General features: G+C 60.6%; 14 protein-coding genes. 9 read left to right on the top strand and 5 right to left on the bottom strand.

Going from position 1 to position 16699, the window contains the following annotated elements:
• Positions 1 to 17 precede the first annotated feature (17 nt).
• The 3 genes from AAHA41_RS12865 to AAHA41_RS12875 form a co-directional block, all read right to left on the bottom strand.
• Entirely contained in the window at positions 18 to 1136 is a 1119-nt protein-coding gene (locus AAHA41_RS12865) for an enoyl-CoA hydratase/isomerase family protein (RefSeq protein ID WP_323069108.1), read from the bottom strand.
• Positions 1129 to 1926 (bottom strand): enoyl-CoA hydratase, encoded by a 798-nt coding sequence (locus tag AAHA41_RS12870; protein ID WP_323069106.1) that lies wholly within the window; start codon positions 1924 to 1926, stop codon positions 1129 to 1131. Before AAHA41_RS12870 ends, AAHA41_RS12865 begins: the two co-directional genes overlap by 8 nt.
• A gap of 104 nt (positions 1927 to 2030) precedes the next feature.
• The gene (locus tag AAHA41_RS12875; protein ID WP_323069104.1) at positions 2031 to 3188 is read right to left on the bottom strand and encodes an acyl-CoA dehydrogenase family protein; all 1158 of its coding nucleotides are present in this window, start codon (positions 3186 to 3188) and stop codon (positions 2031 to 2033) included.
• Between the two features lie 305 nt (positions 3189 to 3493).
• On the opposite strand from AAHA41_RS12875, the gene AAHA41_RS12880 reads away from it, so the two are divergent.
• From AAHA41_RS12880 to AAHA41_RS12920, 9 genes are all read left to right on the top strand, one after another.
• A complete protein-coding gene (locus tag AAHA41_RS12880; protein WP_323069103.1) occupies positions 3494 to 4636 on the top strand; it encodes an isovaleryl-CoA dehydrogenase in 1143 nt (380 codons plus the stop codon).
• Positions 4633 to 6234 carry a carboxyl transferase domain-containing protein gene (locus AAHA41_RS12885; RefSeq protein ID WP_323069101.1) on the top strand — a complete coding sequence of 534 codons (1602 nt, stop codon included), beginning with the start codon at positions 4633 to 4635 and terminating at the stop codon, positions 6232 to 6234. The genes AAHA41_RS12880 and AAHA41_RS12885 overlap by 4 nt, the downstream gene beginning before the upstream one ends.
• An 11-nt stretch (positions 6235 to 6245) precedes the next feature.
• Positions 6246 to 7100 (top strand): enoyl-CoA hydratase-related protein, encoded by an 855-nt coding sequence (locus AAHA41_RS12890; RefSeq protein ID WP_323069099.1) that lies wholly within the window; start codon positions 6246 to 6248, stop codon positions 7098 to 7100.
• Positions 7097 to 9067: a biotin carboxylase N-terminal domain-containing protein gene (locus AAHA41_RS12895; RefSeq protein WP_323069097.1), complete on the top strand. Its 1971-nt coding sequence runs from the start codon at positions 7097 to 7099 to the stop codon at positions 9065 to 9067. Before AAHA41_RS12890 ends, AAHA41_RS12895 begins: the two co-directional genes overlap by 4 nt.
• Entirely contained in the window at positions 9064 to 10032 is a 969-nt protein-coding gene (locus AAHA41_RS12900; protein WP_323069096.1) for a hydroxymethylglutaryl-CoA lyase, read from the top strand. The genes AAHA41_RS12895 and AAHA41_RS12900 overlap by 4 nt, the downstream gene beginning before the upstream one ends.
• Before the next feature lie 2 nt (positions 10033 to 10034).
• Complete coding sequence (locus AAHA41_RS12905) at positions 10035 to 10445, top strand: MerR family DNA-binding transcriptional regulator (RefSeq protein ID WP_182927804.1); 411 nt, start codon at positions 10035 to 10037, stop codon at positions 10443 to 10445.
• A 36-nt stretch (positions 10446 to 10481) separates the two neighbouring features.
• The gene (locus tag AAHA41_RS12910; protein WP_323069094.1) at positions 10482 to 11243 is read left to right on the top strand and encodes an ABC transporter substrate-binding protein; all 762 of its coding nucleotides are present in this window, start codon (positions 10482 to 10484) and stop codon (positions 11241 to 11243) included.
• A gap of 52 nt (positions 11244 to 11295) precedes the next feature.
• Complete coding sequence (locus tag AAHA41_RS12915; protein ID WP_323069116.1) at positions 11296 to 14244, top strand: DUF748 domain-containing protein; 2949 nt, start codon at positions 11296 to 11298, stop codon at positions 14242 to 14244.
• Between the two features lie 230 nt (positions 14245 to 14474).
• Positions 14475 to 15071 carry a GPR1/FUN34/YaaH family transporter gene (locus tag AAHA41_RS12920; protein WP_041207542.1) on the top strand — a complete coding sequence of 199 codons (597 nt, stop codon included), beginning with the start codon at positions 14475 to 14477 and terminating at the stop codon, positions 15069 to 15071.
• A 74-nt stretch (positions 15072 to 15145) separates the two neighbouring features.
• Here AAHA41_RS12920 and AAHA41_RS12925 read toward each other — a convergent pair whose 3' ends face one another.
• Entirely contained in the window at positions 15146 to 15943 is a 798-nt protein-coding gene (locus AAHA41_RS12925) for a M90 family metallopeptidase (protein ID WP_323069115.1), read from the bottom strand.
• 25 nt (positions 15944 to 15968) lie between these two features.
• Positions 15969 to 16406, bottom strand: a complete 438-nt coding sequence (locus AAHA41_RS12930; RefSeq protein ID WP_203130749.1) for a GNAT family N-acetyltransferase — start codon at positions 16404 to 16406, stop codon at positions 15969 to 15971.
• Positions 16407 to 16699 lie beyond the last annotated feature (293 nt).

A 16699-nucleotide genomic window follows, 5' to 3' on the forward strand; every position in this document is an offset into this window, starting at 1 on the left:
GGCTGCCAGATCAGTGCCTATCCCTTGCGTGCCAACGGGTTGTGCCCATGGGGCCAACGATAGAATTCGTCCAGCCAATCCCCCTCGGCAGGCTGATCCTGCCAGTGGGGATCCCTGTCCTTGTCGATAAGCAGCGCCCGCACCCCTTCCACAAAATCGCCCTTGAGCACACAGTTGACCGAGAGAGTCAGTTCGTCGGCAAATACCTCGGCAAGGGATTGACGGCGAGCCTGCCAATATTGGCGCCAGAGGATGGCTCGGCTGATGGGGCTACCGCTACGGCAGCTCTCCTGCGCCTGGGCCAATGCTTTCTCTCCCGCCGTTTCGTCAAATCGGGCAGCAAACAGTCTTGCCAACACTCCCGCCAACGTTCGCCCCGCCAGCAGGTCATCGATTCTTGGTTGATGGGGCAGCAGGATGGGCGCAGGCAACTGCGCTGCGGCACCTTTATGAAGGCCCCGCAGCAGCTGATCGATCTGCTCACGGGGCTCACAACCGGCTGACCAGTCGAGTGCCGCCAATCGGTGCAGCAACTCGGCTCGCTCGCTGCTGGCTATGGCGTGATCCGCCAGCCCAAGGCAGATGGCATCACTCCCGTTGAAACGGGCACCGGTCAGACCAAGCCAAAGCCCGAGTCGCCCCGGCATCCGGCTTAAAAACCAGCTGGCCCCCACGTCGGGGTAGAGGCCGATGGTCACCTCCGGCATGGCGAACAGGCTCTTCTCGGTCACCACCCGGAAATCGGCGCCGGCAAACAGGCCTATCCCACCGCCCATGCAGATGCCGTCCGCCACGCAGACAAGGGGCTTGCGGTAACAGTGGATGTGGTGATCGAGCCGATACTCCTGCTCGAAAAAGTCGCGTGCATATTCAAACAGTTCCGATCCGCTCACCTCCTGCTTGCGGTAATAGAAGGAGCGAATATCACCACCGGCACAGAACGCCTTCTCGCCTGCCCCCTGCAGCAGCACGCAAGCGATGGCGGGATCCTGCTCCCAGCGGGTCAGCGTCTGTTGCAGGATCTGGATCATCGGCAGGCTCAATGCGTTGAGAGACGCAGGGCTATCGAGAGTCAACACCCCGATCTGGTGGCCATCAGCCGTTGGATGGGTTGCGATACTTACTGGCTCACTCATGGGTTGCCCCATCCGGCTTTTGGTACTGCCAGTGCGGGGCGCGCTTTTCGAGAAACGCTGCCACCCCTTCCTGCTGGTTGGCATCACTAAACAGTTCGAGGAAGAGGCTTCGCTCGAGCGGCAATGCCGCATCGCGCGGGCCGCTGCGCCCCTGATTGATCAACATTTTGCAGGCGCGCAGGGCACTCGGACTCTGGCGCTCCACCAGATGGGCCATCTGATGGGCGGCCTCCCACGCCTGCCCTGTTTTCACCACCTCCTCGACCAGCCCGATCTCATAGGCAAGGGATGCACTAACCTTCTCGCCACAGAGGATCATCCGCTTGGCCCAGCCCGGCCCAACCAGCTCGGTGAGACGCTGAGTGCCACCGGCACAGGGGAGCAAGCCTACAGATGCTTCCGGTAATCCCAGCAACGCCTGCTGCTCGGCGATGCGGATATCGCACGCCAGTGCTACTTCCAGCCCACCGCCCATGGCATAACCGTTGATGGCCGCAATGGTGACGCCATGAAAACGAGCTAGCGCTTCGAATGCACGACCAAAAGCGTCGGCCACATCGCGAGCCTGTTCGACATTGCCATCGGCAAACAGGTTGAGATCGGCACCGGCGCAGAAAAATTTGTCGCCAGCCCCGCGGATCACCAGCGCCACCACATCGGGGCGGCTGTCGAGCTCCTCCATCATCCGCAGGAAAGCTTGCAGACTGGCAAGCGTCCAGGTATTGGCTGGCGGATGGTCAAGGGTGATGTAGGCCACGTGGCCGTTGTATTCGAGCCTGATCCTTGTCATTGCGTTTGTCCTTGTCAGTAGAGCGATAACCATGATGACAGAGTTGCATGGAACCAACCTGTGACTGGCTCACAAAGCTGGTGCCCTTGAGGTGTCATCCAGCACTACATTAGCGCCAACCCCTGCTCGGCCAGCAGCCGACGAGCGATGATGAGTCGCATCACCTCGTTGGTTCCCTCCAGAATGCGATGCACCCGGGTATCGCGCAGGTAGCGCTCTAGCGGATAGTCGCGGGTATAACCATAGCCACCAAAGAGTTGCAGAGCCTCATCGCACACCCGATAACCGACGTCGGTGGCAAACCGTTTGGCCATGGCGCACCAGGCACTCTTGTCGGGATCCCCGCGATCCAGTTTGTCAGACGCCTGACGCACCAGCAGACGGGCGGCAGCCAGCTCGGTCGCCATATCGGCCAGGCGAAATTGCACGCTCTGGAATTCGCTGATCGGGTGACCAAATTGCTGGCGCTGCTGCACATAGGCCAGCGCATCGTCCAGTGCCTGCTGGGCAGTGCCCACCGAGCAGGTGGCAATATTGATGCGCCCCCCATCAAGCGCCTGCATGGCGAACTTGAACCCTTCCCCCTCTTCGCCCAACCGATAACAGGCAGGAATGCGAACCCCGTTGAAAACAACCTCCCGGGTCGGCTGGCTATTCCAGCCCATCTTCTCTTCTGCCTTGCCATAGCTCACGCCGGGGGCATTGGCCGGTACCATAAAGGCAGAGATCCCCTTCGCACCTTCACCACCGGTGCGCGCCATCACCACCAGCACATCGCTGCTGCCCGCTCCCGAGATAAAGACCTTGGTTCCCTCAATAAGATAATTGTCACCCTCGCGCACCGCCCGGGTCTTGAGGGCAGCCGCATCGGAGCCCGCGCCCGGCTCTGTGAGGCAATAGGAGCCCAGCAGCTCGCCACTGGCCAGTTTAGGCACCCACTCCTTGGCAACCTCGTTGGGCAGCCAGCGGCCCAGCATCCAGCTCACCATGTTGTGAATGGTCAGATAAGCCGTGGTCGAGGTACAGCCCATGGCGAGGCGCTCGAAGATGAGGCTCGCATCGAGACGAGGCAATCCCAATCCGCCAAACTGCTCCGGGGTATAGAGACCACAAAACCCGAGCCCGGCAGCCTGCTTGATGGTCGGGATCGGAAACTCATGCTCCTTGTCCCAGCGCGCGGCATGGGGTTTGAGCGCCTCATCGGCAAAGGCGGCGGCCGCCTCCACATACGCCTGTTGATCATCAGTCAGGGTAAAATCCATCTTGTCGTTCACTCCCTTGTTGCCCCGCGCTTATTTTCCCGCATTAGTGCTTTATGACGCGGCGCCCACACACTGGTCATTCGGATCTGCCACTATGGCGCTGTGGTCGTGGTAGCTGCTGACGCTCTCACTACCACCTCTCAATCGACACACAACAGATTAACAATTGATTTACGTTTACGCTAACGTAAACTTGTGGCAGAAGTGAAGTACAAAAATGGACCGACCACTGCCAGCCATAACGCAGAGTCAGCCGGTCGAACCAACCTTCCTACCCGACTGTCATATCCGCAAGGAGAGCATGGATGCAGATGGATGAGACCCTGAATACCCTGACCGAACAGGTTGCGGCTTTCTGCCAGAAAGTGATCGCCCCGCGCGCCAGCGAGATCGATCAGAGCAACGCCTTTCCCCGTGATCTCTGGCCCCGGATGGGTGAACTGGGGCTGCACGGCATCACGGTGGCGGAGGAGTATGACGGGGTGAACCTCGGCTATCTGGCCCACGTGCTGGTGATGGAGCAGGTGAGCCGCGCCAGCGCCTCGGTCGGCCTCTCCTACGGCGCCCACTCTAATCTCTGCATCAACCAGATCCACCGCCATGGCTCGCCGGAGCAGAAAGCGCGCTACCTGCCCCCGCTGGTGAGCGGCGAGCATGTGGGGGCGCTGGCCATGAGCGAGCCGGGCGCCGGTTCAGATGTGGTCAGCATGCGTCTCACCGCTGTGCGCGAGGGGGATCACTTCGTGCTCAACGGCAACAAGATGTGGATCACCAACGGTCCGGATGCCGACACCTTCGTCATCTATGCCAAGACCGATGCAGCTGCCGGTCCCAAAGGGATTTCCGCCTTTATTGTCGAGGCGGGGACTCCCGGTTTTTCTACCGCCCAGAAGCTCGACAAGCTGGGAATGCGCGGATCCAGCACCTGCGAGCTGGTGTTCGACAACTGCCGGGTACCGCAGGAGAACTTGCTGGGCCCCTTGCACGGCGGGGTCAAGGTGCTGATGAGCGGGCTCGATTACGAGCGGGTGGTACTGGCGGCCGGCCCCCTTGGCATCATGCAGGCCTGCATGGACGTGGTGCTGCCCTATGTGCGTGAGCGCAAACAGTTCGGCCAGGCCATCGGCGAGTTTCAGCTGGTGCAGGGCAAGCTCGCCGACATGTATACCCGCCTCGCCAGCAGCCGGGCGCTGGTCTATTCGGTGGCGAGCGCCTGCGATCAGGGCCGCACCAGCCGTAAAGATTGCGCCGCCGCTATCCTGTTTGCCGCCGAAAATGCCACCCAGATGGCGCTCGATGCCATCCAGCTGCTCGGCGGCAACGGCTACATCAACGAATACCCTACCGGCCGCCTGCTGCGGGACGCCAAACTCTACGAGATCGGAGCCGGCACCTCTGAGATCCGCCGCTGGCTGATTGGTCGCGAGCTGATGGGAGAAAATGCATGAGTCGTATCCACTCCCACCTCGACACGGCGAGCCCGGAATATGCGGCCAATCGATCCGCCATGCAGGGGCTGGTCGACGATCTCCATGCCCGCATTGCCGAGATCGCCCAAGGAGGCGGCGCGGCCAACAACGCCCGCCATCAGGCTCGAGGCAAGCTGCTGCCCCGCGAGCGCATCAATCAGCTGCTGGACCCTGGCTCCCCCTTTCTCGAACTGTCGGCGCTGGCTGGTTGGCAGGTCTATGACGAGCCGGTGCCCGCCGCCGGCATCATCACCGGTATAGGCCGAGTCTCGGGGCGCCTGTGCATGCTGGTCGTGAACGACGCCACCGTGAAGGGCGGCACCTACTACCCGCTCACGGTGAAAAAGCACCTGCGCGCCCAAGCCATCGCCGAGCGGCTGCGCCTCCCCTGCCTCTATCTGGTGGATTCCGGCGGCGCCTTTCTGCCGATGCAGGATGAGGTGTTCCCCGACCGGGATCACTTTGGTCGCATCTTCTACAACCAGGCCCGCATGTCGGCCCAGAACATCCCCCAGCTGGCGGTGGTGATGGGGCTCTGCACCGCAGGCGGCGCCTATGTGCCCGCCATGGCGGACGAGTCGATCATGGTCAGGGAGCAGGCCACCATCTTTCTGGCCGGCCCGCCGCTGGTCAAGGCAGCCACCGGCGAGGAGATCAGCGCCGAGGCGCTAGGCGGGGCAGAGGTACACTGCGCCCACTCCGGGGTGGCGGATCACATGGCCCGAGACGATGCCCACGCGCTGGCCATCGCCCGCACGCTGGTGACTCATCTGGGTAGCGAGCCGGTAGAGAGCAGCCCCGGCTACGAGCCCCCCAGCTACCCGATCGAGGAGCTCTACGGTCTGGTGGGCACCAGTCTCAAACGCCCTTACGACGCCCACGAACTGATTGCACGACTGGTGGATGGCTCTGATTTTGACGAATTCAAGGCGCTGTTCGGCACCACACTGGTGACCGGCTTTGCCCGTATTTGCGGCATGGAAGTGGGCATCCTCGCCAACAACGGCGTGCTGCACAGCGACAGTGCCCAGAAGGGGGCCCACTTTATCCAACTCTGTAACCGGCGTGCCATCCCGCTGCTCTTTTTGCAGAACATCACCGGCTTTATGGTGGGGAGTAGCGCAGAAAAAGAGGGGATCGCCAAGCACGGCGCCAAGCTGGTCACCACAGTGGCCTGCAGCCGGGTGCCCAAGATCACCCTGATCGTCGGCGGCAGCTTTGGTGCCGGCAACTACGGCATGTGCGGCCGCGCTTATGAGCCCGATTTTCTCTTTAGCTGGCCCAACAGCCGCATCTCTGTCATGGGGGGCGAGCAAGCTGCCGGCGTGCTGGTGCAGGTGCGTCGCGACAAGCTGGCTGCCGAGGGCAAGGACTTGATCGAGCAGGAGGCGGCCGCCATCCGTGCCCCGGTGATCGAACAGTATGAGCGCCAGGGTCACCCCTACTACGCCAGCGCCCGCCTGTGGGATGATGGCGTCATTGACCCGGCCCAGAGCCGCACCGTGCTGGCGCTGGCGCTCGCCGCCTGTCAGGGTGCCCGCATTGAACCCGAGCAGTACGGCATCTTTCGGATGTAAGGAGCAAAACGATGTCAGATCCACTTACTTCCTCAGCACTTGGCTCTTCAACACAGGGCCCGTTTCGGCTGGAGCGGCACGGCCCATTGGCCGAGCTGGTGCTGTCGCGCCCGGCCCGCCACAACGCCTTTGATGCCGACCTGATGCTGGGGCTACTCGACTGCCTCGATGATCTGACCCATCTCCATGGTCACTCACTTGCCGAACGTCCTCACGCCCTGCTGCTGCGGGCCGAGGGCAAACACTTCTGCGCGGGCGCCGATCTCAACTGGATGCGCAATCTGGCCCACGCCGATTTCGAACACAATCGCGAAGACGCCCGGGTACTGGCGCGGCTGATGCAGACCCTCGACGAGCTCCCCTTCCCTACGGTGGCGCTGGTGCAAGGGGCCGCCTATGGCGGGGCGCTGGGGCTCATCTGCGCTTGCGATCTGGTGCTGGCCAGCGACGATGCCCGCTTTTGCCTCTCAGAGGTAAGCCTCGGGCTAGTGCCTGCTGTGATCAGCCCCTACGTGGTACGCGCCATGGGAATGCGTCAGGCGCGCCGCTACATGCTCAGTGCCGAACCATTCGATGCCATCACCGCCTGTCGGCTCAATGTGGCGCATCAACTCAGCCAACCGGATCAACTGCTGGCGGAAGGACGGGCGCAAGCCCTTCGTCTGTGCCGCAACGGGCCGGAAGCGATGAAAGAGACCAAACGGCTGCTGGCGGCGATAGAGGCCCATCCTTCCCGCCTGCACGAAGAGAAAACCGTCGAGACCATTGCCCGGGTTCGGGTGGGGCTCGAAGCCCAGGAGGGGATGCAGGCCTTCTTCGACAAACGTCCTCCCGCCTGGCGTCCCCGTTTCAAGGATGAGACATGACCCATCACTCTCAGATTAAACGCCTGCTGATCGCCAATCGCGGCGAAATCGCCGTGCGCATCATCAAGACGGCGAAACGCCTCGGCATCCACACCATCGCCCTCTACTCCGATGCCGACGCCCACGCCATGCACACCCGTCTGGCCGATGAGGCCTGGCATCTGGGGCCAGCACCGGCCAGAGAGAGCTATCTGGACACCGGCAAGGTGCTGAAGATTGCCAAAGAGGCGCGCGCCGATGCCATCCATCCCGGTTACGGCTTTCTGTCGGAAAACAGCGATTTTGCCACCGCCTGCGAACAGCGCGGCCTGCGCTTTGTCGGCCCAAGCGGCGCCGCCATTCTGGCTATGGGCGACAAATCGGGGGCCAAGGCGCTGATGCAGGCTGCCGGTGTACCTGTGCTGCCCGGCTATCACGGAACAGATCAGCGGCCGGACTTTTTACGCGATCAGGCGAGCCAGATTGGCTTCCCGCTACTTATCAAGGCGGCCAGCGGCGGCGGTGGCAAGGGGATGCGCCGGGTCGATCAGCTGGCTGACTTTGACGAGTCGCTGGCGGCAGTCAAACGAGAAGCCAAGGCCGCCTTTGGCGACGATCTGGTGCTGCTGGAGCGCTATCTGCCCCGGGCTCGCCATGTGGAAGTACAGGTCTTTGCCGATAGCCTCGGCAACACCATCTATTTGGGGGACAGGGACTGCTCCTTGCAGCGACGCCATCAGAAGGTGATCGAAGAGGCACCCGCCCCAGACATCCCTCCGGCTCTGCGCCACGCCATGGGGGATGCGGCCGTGGCCGCAGCCAAAGCCATCCACTATCAGGGGGCTGGCACCATCGAGTTCCTGCTCTACAAGGATGAGTTCTTCTTTATGGAGATGAACACCCGGCTGCAGGTGGAGCATCCGGTCACCGAAGCGGTAACCGGGCAGGATCTGGTGGCCTGGCAGTTGGCTGTGGCCGAAGGCAAGCCGCTGCCACTGACTCAGGAGGAAGTGGTGCTGCGCGGCCATGCGGTAGAGGCGCGCCTCTACGCCGAGGATGTGGCGGCCGGTTTTCTACCGGCCAGTGGGCCCATCCACTGGCTCCACTGGCCGGATAGCGTGCGCATCGACACCGGCGTCACCGCTGGCGATGAGGTCAGCCCCTATTACGATCCCATGATCGCCAAGCTGATCGCCCACGGCCAGAGCCGCGCCGAGGCGTTCGCCAAACTGGCCGATGCACTGGCGGCGCTGGATCTCGGCCCGCTGGTGCACAACGGCCCGCTGCTGCTGCGCCTGTGTGAAGAGCCTAACGTCCTGGCCATGGGCCACCATACCCAGTGGCCCATCCCCACCACAGCGCAACCCATTCCTGAACTCGCCTGGCCACTGGCCACCCTCTGGCTGGCGAGCCGCCCCGCAGGCTCCTCCCCTTGGCAGCAGTCCTGCGGATTTCGGCTGGGACCGGTTCGCAGCTGGACAGCGGCGGTGCGCATCGGTGATGAGCGCCGGGTATTGACCCTTGACGATCATGGCGGCCAGTTTGAGTGGCAAGGGGAGACCCTTTGCTACCAAAAAGGCGATGACCATATCCGGCTGCAGCATGGCGGCTGCTGGCAGCAGATCCCCATTCAGAGGGCCACAGGCTCGGAGGCAACCTTCATCATGACCCAAGCGGGCCAGCGCATCCGCTTCGCGGCTGATGATCAGCTGCACAATCACCACCATGATCAGGTAAACGAGAAGGCGCAGGGCGCCATCGCCCCTATGCATGGCATCGTAGTCGCGGTGCTGGTCGAGCAGGGACAAGCAGTCAACAAGGGGCAACCCCTGCTGGTGCTGGAAGCGATGAAGATGGAACACCAGCTACGTGCAGAGCGGGACGGGGTAATTGAAGCCCTGCAGTGCAAACAGGGCGAGCAGGTAAGCCAGGGAACCGTGCTGGTGCGCTTTGCCGAAGAGACTGCTTCACAGGAGGAACACCCATGAACCGATCACAGGATGTCCGTGACGACAGGGTCAGTCTGGTGGAGATGGGGCCGCGGGACGGCCTGCAAAATGAAGCCGCCCCCCTCTCCTTGGTACAGCGGCTGGAGCTGATCCAGCGACTGGCCGACAGCGGTCTGCAGCGCGTAGAGGTCGGCGCCTTTGTCTCTGCGAAAAAGGTGCCGCAGATGGCGGACTCCGCCGCACTTTTTCAGGCGCTGCCACGCAAGGGGCCGACCCGTTACGGCGCCCTGGTGCCCAATCTGCAAGGCTTGCAGGCTGCCATTGCCGCCCGTGCCGACGAGATTGGCCTCTTTACCGCCTGCTCCGACGGTTTTACCCGCGCCAATATCGGCATCAACGTGGAGGAGTCACTGGTGCGCTTCGCCCCGCTGGTGCAGGAGGCACGCCGCCTCGGCATCAAGGTGCGCGGCTATCTCTCCACCGTCATCGCCTGCCCGTTCGATGGCCCGACCCGCCCGAAACGGGTCGCCGCCATGGCCGAGCAGTTGCTGGATCTCGGTTGCCACGAAATTTCGCTGGGGGACACCATCGGCGTCGGCACCCCGGGCACGGTGGCGCCCATGCTGGATGCGGTGCTGCACGAGATCCCGGCGGGGCGGCTCGCGGTCCATTTTCACGACACCTACGGTCAGGGCTTGGCCAACCTGCTGCCCGCGCTGGAGCGGGGTATTCGCACCATCGACTGCTCGGTGGCAGGCCTTGGCGGCTGCCCCTATGCCCCGGGCGCCTCCGGTAATGTGGCGTCTGAAGAGGTGGTCTACCTGCTGCACGGCCTTGGCATGACGACGGGGGTGGATCTCGACAAACTGGCGGCCACCGGCCAGTGGGTGAGCGAACAGCTCGGCCGCCCCAATGGCTCGCGGGTCGGCCAGGCCTTGCACGCCAATGCCGAACGGCTGCGCGCCCGCCTCTGCCAGCCACACTCCCAGCAACAGGAGTCATAACCATGTCCCGTTCCCTGCCCGGCAAGGAGATCACCTACAGCATTTCGGAATTGGCCCACGAGTTCGATGTCACACCGCGCACTATCCGCTACTACGAGGACGAGGGGCTGCTGACCCCGCAGCGGGAGGGGCAGACCCGCATCTACAGCCACAAGGACAAGATCCGGCTCAAGCTGACTCTGCGAGGTAAACGGCTGGGGTTTAGCCTGGCCGAGATCCGCGAGCTGTTCGATATGTACGACACCGACAAATCGAGCAAAAACCAGCTCAACTCCATGATCAGACTGATCGAAAGCAAGCGCAGTGCCCTGCGTCAACAGCTGGAGGATATCCAGATGGTGATGGCCGAGCTGGAGGCTGCCGAACAGCGCTGTGTTAATTCCCTTAACAACTTGAAAAGCGCAGCAGATTAACCGAATCTGGGGTTATGCAATTGCCCTGGGACATCCATGAAATATTGGTGCTGGTTTTTACTTCTGTTCAGTCTGTCCGGTTGGAGCCATCCCCTTATCAAGGTCGGCGGTTATCCTTATGCCCCGTTCGTGGTCAAAGTGTCGGATGACCACTATGAAGGACTGACGCTGGACCTCATCGCCAAGCTCAACGAGATCCAGCAAGAGGTAAGATTCGTGTTTGTTCCCACCCCGGCTGCCAATCGTTACAAGGCGCTCGATCTGGGCCGTTTCTCGCTGATGCTGTTTGAAGACAGCAAGTGGGGCTGGCAAACCGACAAGTTCAAGATGACCTCCCCCTTTCTTGGCGGCGGTGAAGTGTATGTTGCCCTCAAGGCCCCCGGGCGAGACCAGCGTTTTTTCGAGGATCCCTCCCTGCACCACCTTATTGGTGTGACCGGTTATCACTACGGCATCGGCCAGTTCAATGCAGATCCGGTCTATTTGCACCGCCATCTCGATATCACACTGTTCAAGGACAACATCAGTGCCCTGCAAGCCCTGCTCAAGGGACGCGGTGATATCGCCATCCTCAATATCTCCTATTTGAACCAGTATCTGCTCAGCAACCCCGAGGTAAGGGCGCAGCTGCTTGTGTCGCAAAAGTGGGACCAGCGCTACCAGCACCGCGCTATCTTTGATCCCGAGGCCAGCATTACCCCTGCCCAGCTGGAGCTGTGGCTGGCCAAGCTGCGCCAAACAGGTGATCTGGATCGACTTTGGACAAAGTACGGCGTATCCGAGTACGCAACCCCATGATTACTATCTGACTTTTCGGTACCATGACAGGAACCGAATGGGAGTGCATCAAATGGAGACCACCATGCCCGCATCCCCCCGAGCTCGCCGGTTGCGCTACCTGGTCTACGCACTCCTGCTACTCCTTATCCTCATTTCCCTGTTGCTGTGGCAAACTCCGCGGCTGATCCAGCGCTACCTGCCCGGCTGGCTGGCCGAGCGCTACGGCATTCATCTCACTCTGGGCGAGATCGATGTCAGCTTGCGTCACCCCGCTCTGACCATCGGCCCCAGTTCACTGCTCGATGACAAGCAGCAACCGTTGATCCGCTTCGACCATCTGCAAGTGACCCCCGAGCTCAAAGCAAGCTGGCAGCAAAAACGGGTGGTACTCAGCGACGTCGCGCTGACCAGGCCGGTGGTGCTGGTGCAGCGGCTGAGTGACAAAAAGGGGGACGTTCGGCTCAACCTGACCGATGCGCTGGCAACTCTGCTTGCACCGACACCCGCAACAGAGCCGGAACCGGAAACCGCTCCCGTTATTATCGATATCGCAAGGATTGCGCTGACCGATGGCCAGCTTGCCTATCTGGATAAGCGCAAGGAGAGCGAACCCGGCTGGGTGCCCTCGCTCAAGCTCGATAAGCTGGCGCTGCAACTGGAGGGGCTGAGCACATCCGAAGGACACCTCACCGCCTACCAGCTGGCTGCAACTCTCAACGGCAAGAGCCCGCTGAGCGCCAAAGGCAAGCTGGATATCACCAGCGGCATGGGTCAGGGCAAGGCAAGCCTCAAGCAACTCGACATCAAACCCTTTGCCCCACTCTGGGCCCCCTATCTCAAGCTGGCGCTGACCCAGGGTAATGCCGGGGCAGAGGTTGAATATCAACTGAAAAACGGTAAGAAAGGGATCGAGTGGCAATTGTCCAAAGGCAAGCTGACGCTAGATAACTGGCAAATGAAGCGCGACAAGGGTGAGGAGTTTGCCCGCTTCAGCCAGCTGGCCCTCGCTGAACTTGCTGTGGATGGTAACAAACAATCCCTGCATATCGGCAAAATCACCCTGCAACAGCCACATCTCAAGGCCACCCTCAATGAGCGGCAGGAGCTGGATCTGGCCGAACTATTGATCGATCAGCCACCAGCCAAACCGAGCAAAGAGAAAAAAGAGAAACCGGCCCCCGCCAGCAAACCATGGCAGTGGCAGATCAACCAGATCGCCATCAGCAAAGGGGATATCAACCTCAGCGAAGCGAGCAGTGGCAAACCACTGGCACGACAGCTATCCGACCTGCAGCTGGCATTAGGGCCGCTGGGCAGCAAGAGCGAACAGCAGAGCAAAGTGGCGCTCTCGACCCGTTTCAACCAGAAGAGTCCCCTCGCCTTTGATGGACAGCTGACCCTGGCCCCCTTTACCCTCGCTGGCGAGATAACCCAGCAGGCACTCCCTCTTGTGCTGGCCCAGCCCTATCTGAACGATCTGGTGCGGATCAAGGTGAAAGAGGGCGAACTCAGCAGCAAAACCAAACTGGCGCTGGCGACCACAGAGCAAGGGGAGCTGAACAAGCTGACACTGCAAGGGGGGCTCGATATCCATACCCTCAAGGTGGTTGATCGGGCCGATAACCAGAGACTGCTCGAGATCAACGACCTGAAGCTGACCGGCCTCGATTACGACGGCATCAGCCAGAAGATGAAGATCAAGGATGTGGCACTGACCAAGCCCTTCGCCCGCATCGAGATCAACGAAAATGGCGTCACCAATATCCAGCAACTGCTGCTGACCGCCCCTGCATCGGCCAAGGGTAAAGCCGATGCCTCCCAGAACAAGCGCAACAAAGCGGCACCCGCATTTCAATTCACCATCGATGAGCTACGTACCGAACAGGGCAACCTGCGCTTTGCCGACCGCAGCCTGAGCCAGGATTTCGTGGCTGATATCGCTGCGCTGGGCGGTCAGAGCCGCCACATCAGCAACATTCCGGGCCAGCGCTCCGAACTCTCCTTCAATGGCAAGGTGGATCGCTACGCCCCGGTGACCATCCGCGGCGGTACCAACCTGCTGGTCGCCGATCCGGTGCTCGACATTGCAGTCGCCTTCAACAATCTGGAGTTGACCACCTTTACCCCTTACTCGGGCACCTATGCCGGTTACGCCATCGACAAGGGGCAGCTGTCGGTGAAACTGCACTACAAGCTGGAAGGCAAGCGGCTGGAAGGGGACAACGACATCACCATCAAGAAATTGCAACTGGGTGAGAAGATCAAGAGCGAACAGGCCAAGGATCTGCCACTCGGTCTGGCCATCGCACTGTTGAGTGATGCCAACGGCGTCATTCAGATGAACCTCAAGGTGAAGGGCAATCTTGACCAGCCCGACTTCAGCCTCGGCAACATCTTCTGGGATGTGCTTGGCAATACCCTGAGCAAGGCGATCACCTCACCCTTCTCGTTGCTCGCCTCTCTGGCTGGCGGCAGTGAAGATCTAGACGAGATCACCTTTCTGCCGGGCGATCCCGATCTCACCCAGACCCAGCAAGAGAAGCTGACCAAGCTGGCGCAGGCCCTCAAGGATCGCCCCAAGCTCAGCATGAATATTCGCGGCAAGGTCAACTTCAATGAAGAGCGCCCTATCCTGCAACGGCAAAAACTGGAGCGGGCCCTCGCCAAGCTCACCGGCAATCAGGTCGATCTCGATCTGCTGGAGCAGGATAAGGATATGCAAGACGCCCTGGCACAGGCCTATGAAGATCGCTTCGGAGAAGATTTGGGAGATCTCGCCGACCGCCTGCATCTTGATGAAAAGAGCGCAGCGCTGCGGGCTCAGGCGGTTGCCCTGCTGCAGGAGCAGCAGCTCATCACCGCCAAATCCCTGCGCAATCTCGCCATGCGCCGGGCACAAAACACCAAGGAGTTTTTGGTGGATGCCCAGGGGATCACGCCAGAGCGGCTGTTTGTGCTGGACAGTCAGGTCAAGGAAGAGGACAAGGAGGCCAAAGTGGTGCTGACTCTGGATGAGTGAGCTTCTCCTCATCCGGTTCGCCTGCGCGTAATAAAAATACAAGCCATCAACTATTTTGACACCTTTTGCTCACGAAACCGGCTGACCTGCTGAACAATTGGGCGTCAATGCAAATAAATACGTAATTTTTTTACGGTTTAGTCCCTTTCCCCCCTTGCGGCGGTTTTACAAGCTGCCTAAAATCGCGCGTCTTTTTGTTAACCCCACCTCTATTTTTTGGAGAACGCCACGTGAGCGAAAAATTGGCCAACCCTGCCCCCCTGGGTCTGATGGGTTTCGGTATGACCACCATTCTGCTGAACATCCATAACGCAGGTTTCTTCCCCATCAGCGCCATGATCCTGGCCATGGGCCTGTGCTATGGCGGCATTGCCCAGATCATCGCGGGCATCATGGAGTACAAGCGCGGCAACACCTTCGGTGTGACTGCCTTCACCTCCTATGGCCTGTTCTGGCTGAGCCTGGTTGTCCTGCTCGTCATGCCGACCATGGGTCTGGCCGAAGCGACTCCGCACGCCTACATGGGCTGGTACCTGCTGATGTGGGGTGTGTTCACCCTGTTCATGCTGATCGGTACCGTCAACTACCCGCGCGTGAAGCAGTTCGTGTTCGCATCCCTGACCGTGCTGTTCTTCCTGCTGGCCGCCCGTGACTTCACTGGCAGCACCCTGATCGGCACCATCGCCGGTTTCGAAGGCATCATCTGCGGCGCCAGCGCCATCTATCTGGCCATGGCTACCGTACTGAACGAACAGTATGGCCGCACCATCCTGCCGATCGGCGATCACAAGAAAGCCGCAGCAGTCCAGCTGAAAGCCGCCGCCTGATTGGCGCACGCTCAAGCTTGAAAAAAGGCACCCTCGGGTGCCTTTTTGCTATCTGCCATCTTGTTGAGCGGGATTCACAACAGCATGCCCTCGCCATCACCGGCCAACAGGCGGGTCGGCGGAAAACGGCGCGCGGGATCCTGACCAAACAGCAGTGCCAGTTGGTGGTAAACCTCGGGATAGACACTGCGCAGGCGCAATGGGTCGGTAAAGAAGTGCTCGCAGCAGACCGCGAAGAACTCGGCCGGATGCTCGGCCGCATAGGGGTCGATGGCGGGAGCCTCGCCCTGATCGAGTTGCTGGCAAAGCACATCAAAAGCCCCCTGGAATACCTGCTGCCACTCCTGCCGGCTCATATGTCCCGGCAGTGGCGGTGCACCATCCGCCTCGCCCCCCAGCATGTCTATCTTGTGGGCAAGTTCGTGGATCACCAGATTGAAGCCATCCCAGTCACCATCCAGCTGCAGCTCGCTCCAGGCCAATACCAGCGGCCCTTGGGGCCAGGACTCACCGGCGTTTTCCTCTTCCACCTCGCTCACCAGCCCAAACTCATCCTGCACCTCCTGGCGCCGGGTCACGGGCTCGGGAATAATGATGATCTCGTGAAAACCGCGATACCAGTCAATGCCAAGATGCAGGATAGGCAGAGCCGCCTGCAGTGCCAGAATGGCTTGCTGGCGCTCGCTTAAGGTAACCCCAAGCTGGGTCAGAGTTTTGCGCTTGAGCAGCTGACGGCCCAGGCTTATCAGAGTTTGTTGCTCACTCTCGGTAAGCCCCTGCAAGATCGGCACAACAGCAAGCGCCCGTAGCCACAGCTCTTCCTCTTCTTCGCTCATTTTCACCGTGCCACGGCCACGAAACCAGTTGAACAATCCCAGCACGTACACTCCTTCTCAGTTACAACAGTTTGACGAATCGTTTTGGCCGCTCCTGATATGCCTGTGCCAGATAGAAACGGTGGGCATCTTCGCGTTTGATGCTGCTGGAAAGCTCCAGCTGACTGCATCCGGCTTCGCGAGCCTGACGCTCGGCCTCGCACAATAACGCAGCACCAATACCCCCTCCCCTTGCACCATCATCGACGACCAGCGCCGAGATCAGGCCCCATGCAGGTGCAACATGCAGTGGTTGCAGCCTGTGCCATACCAGCACGCCAACCACCCTCTCAGCCTGTTCGGCCAGCAAGACGCGGGTGGCCACATCCTGCCCCAACAGACGTGGCAGCAGCTCATCAGCCTCTGCAGCATACCCTAGTTGGGTAAAGAGGTGGGCCATGGCAGTGGCATCCGATGGTAAAGGAGCGCGGATAACGAGTGGAGCAGGGAACATTTGCATGATTGGCCTTTTGTTTGCTAACGAGATCCTGGCTGTTCCGGCAGACGCAGATCAGCATGGTAGCGGGTCTCTCTGGTCACAGAAAATAGCGCATGCCATTATCGCACCTCAGTTGTCAATTCACAAAATTGCAACAACGCAACATTTTTCGCTGGGAAGCGCCGGAACAACTCGATATGTTACAGCCCATGCATGGAGCACTATCGTGCCCTGCCGAACACTTCACCACAGCGTCAAACTGTTAATTAATTTGTTAACAAGTGGCGTAACACAATGACAGCGAGCGAGACAGA

Origin of the sequence: Aeromonas sp. SER (assembly GCF_038739615.1) — a bacterium.
GTDB classification, from domain to species: domain Bacteria; phylum Pseudomonadota; class Gammaproteobacteria; order Enterobacterales; family Aeromonadaceae; genus Aeromonas; species Aeromonas jandaei.

Bases quoted from the DNA above. Each gene is read 5' to 3' on its own strand.
- AAHA41_RS12930 (WP_203130749.1), bottom strand. From the start codon at position 16,406: ATGCAAATGTTCCCTGCTCCACTCGTTATCCGCGCTCCTTTACCATCG.
- AAHA41_RS12880 (WP_323069103.1), top strand. From the start codon at position 3,494: ATGCAGATGGATGAGACCCTGAATACCCTGACCGAACAGGTTGCGGCT.
- AAHA41_RS12875 (WP_323069104.1), bottom strand. From the start codon at position 3,188: ATGGATTTTACCCTGACTGATGATCAACAGGCGTATGTGGAGGCGGCC.
- AAHA41_RS12910 (WP_323069094.1), top strand. From the start codon at position 10,482: ATGAAATATTGGTGCTGGTTTTTACTTCTGTTCAGTCTGTCCGGTTGG.
- AAHA41_RS12895 (WP_323069097.1), top strand. From the start codon at position 7,097: ATGACCCATCACTCTCAGATTAAACGCCTGCTGATCGCCAATCGCGGC.
- AAHA41_RS12890 (WP_323069099.1), top strand. From the start codon at position 6,246: ATGTCAGATCCACTTACTTCCTCAGCACTTGGCTCTTCAACACAGGGC.
- AAHA41_RS12885 (WP_323069101.1), top strand. From the start codon at position 4,633: ATGAGTCGTATCCACTCCCACCTCGACACGGCGAGCCCGGAATATGCG.
- AAHA41_RS12865 (WP_323069108.1), bottom strand. From the start codon at position 1,136: ATGAGTGAGCCAGTAAGTATCGCAACCCATCCAACGGCTGATGGCCAC.
- AAHA41_RS12915 (WP_323069116.1), top strand. From the start codon at position 11,296: ATGGAGACCACCATGCCCGCATCCCCCCGAGCTCGCCGGTTGCGCTAC.
- AAHA41_RS12905 (WP_182927804.1), top strand. From the start codon at position 10,035: ATGTCCCGTTCCCTGCCCGGCAAGGAGATCACCTACAGCATTTCGGAA.
- AAHA41_RS12870 (WP_323069106.1), bottom strand. From the start codon at position 1,926: ATGACAAGGATCAGGCTCGAATACAACGGCCACGTGGCCTACATCACC.
- AAHA41_RS12900 (WP_323069096.1), top strand. From the start codon at position 9,064: ATGAACCGATCACAGGATGTCCGTGACGACAGGGTCAGTCTGGTGGAG.